Below are 605 nucleotides of genomic sequence, written 5' to 3'. Positions count from 1 at the left end.
TAAATAGCAATTTAGCTGATATACGTAGTGACATGGGCGGTGTGAAATTTGCTTATATTTCAGGCGGAACAGCCACCCTCAAAACCACGGACAGCGATGGTAAAATATATATAGAATTTAACAAGTACGCACCCAACGAATATTATAACCTGTTCGTGCAGGGTATGTGGGTTGGTAGTAATGTACTTAACGTTATAGGTAAGTATAATCATGGCTTCGACGTAGAGTTACGCAATAATACGGGTGCTGCGATTCCGAATGAAACTATAACTTTTGATTGGTTCGCCGTAAAGTTTGGCTAAATGATCATTTAATCAGTATACAAATAGGCAACGGCGCAAGTATAGGTTAGATTGTCACCATTGAGATTAAGGTACCGATTCGATGTTATCGCCATTATGCCATATTTTGTGCCGCTATAGGCTGCGATCGGGATAATTAGTTTCGTGCCCGCAGGGTAATCCGATTTTGCTGTAAGGTCTACACCATCACTACGGTATGGCATAGTGGTGCCTGATTGAGAAGTGCCACAGCTTACAGAATAAGATACAATTTTTACCTTAAGCAGATCACTACTGTTTGCTTTTAAAACTAAATTGCTATTT

General features: G+C 39.8%; 2 protein-coding genes. One reads left to right on the top strand and one right to left on the bottom strand.

Annotation, left to right across the window (positions count from 1 at the left end; genetic code table 11):
• The coding region (locus tag FAY33_RS19750) for a hypothetical protein (RefSeq protein ID WP_185967734.1) at positions 1-302 on the top strand (302 nt) is incomplete at its 5' end.
• 8 nt (positions 303-310) lie between these two features.
• Here the strand turns inward: FAY33_RS19750 and FAY33_RS19830 are convergent.
• A partial coding sequence (locus FAY33_RS19830; RefSeq protein WP_207706040.1) for a hypothetical protein occupies positions 311-605 on the bottom strand: 295 nt, incomplete at its 5' end.

The sequence above is a fragment of the Clostridium sp. HBUAS56010 genome, assembly GCF_007115105.1.
Lineage (GTDB): Bacteria > Bacillota > Clostridia > Lachnospirales > Lachnospiraceae > Lacrimispora.
The sequence above is the reverse complement of the archived record's forward strand: the minus strand, read 5'-3'. Positions and strand labels throughout refer to the sequence as shown.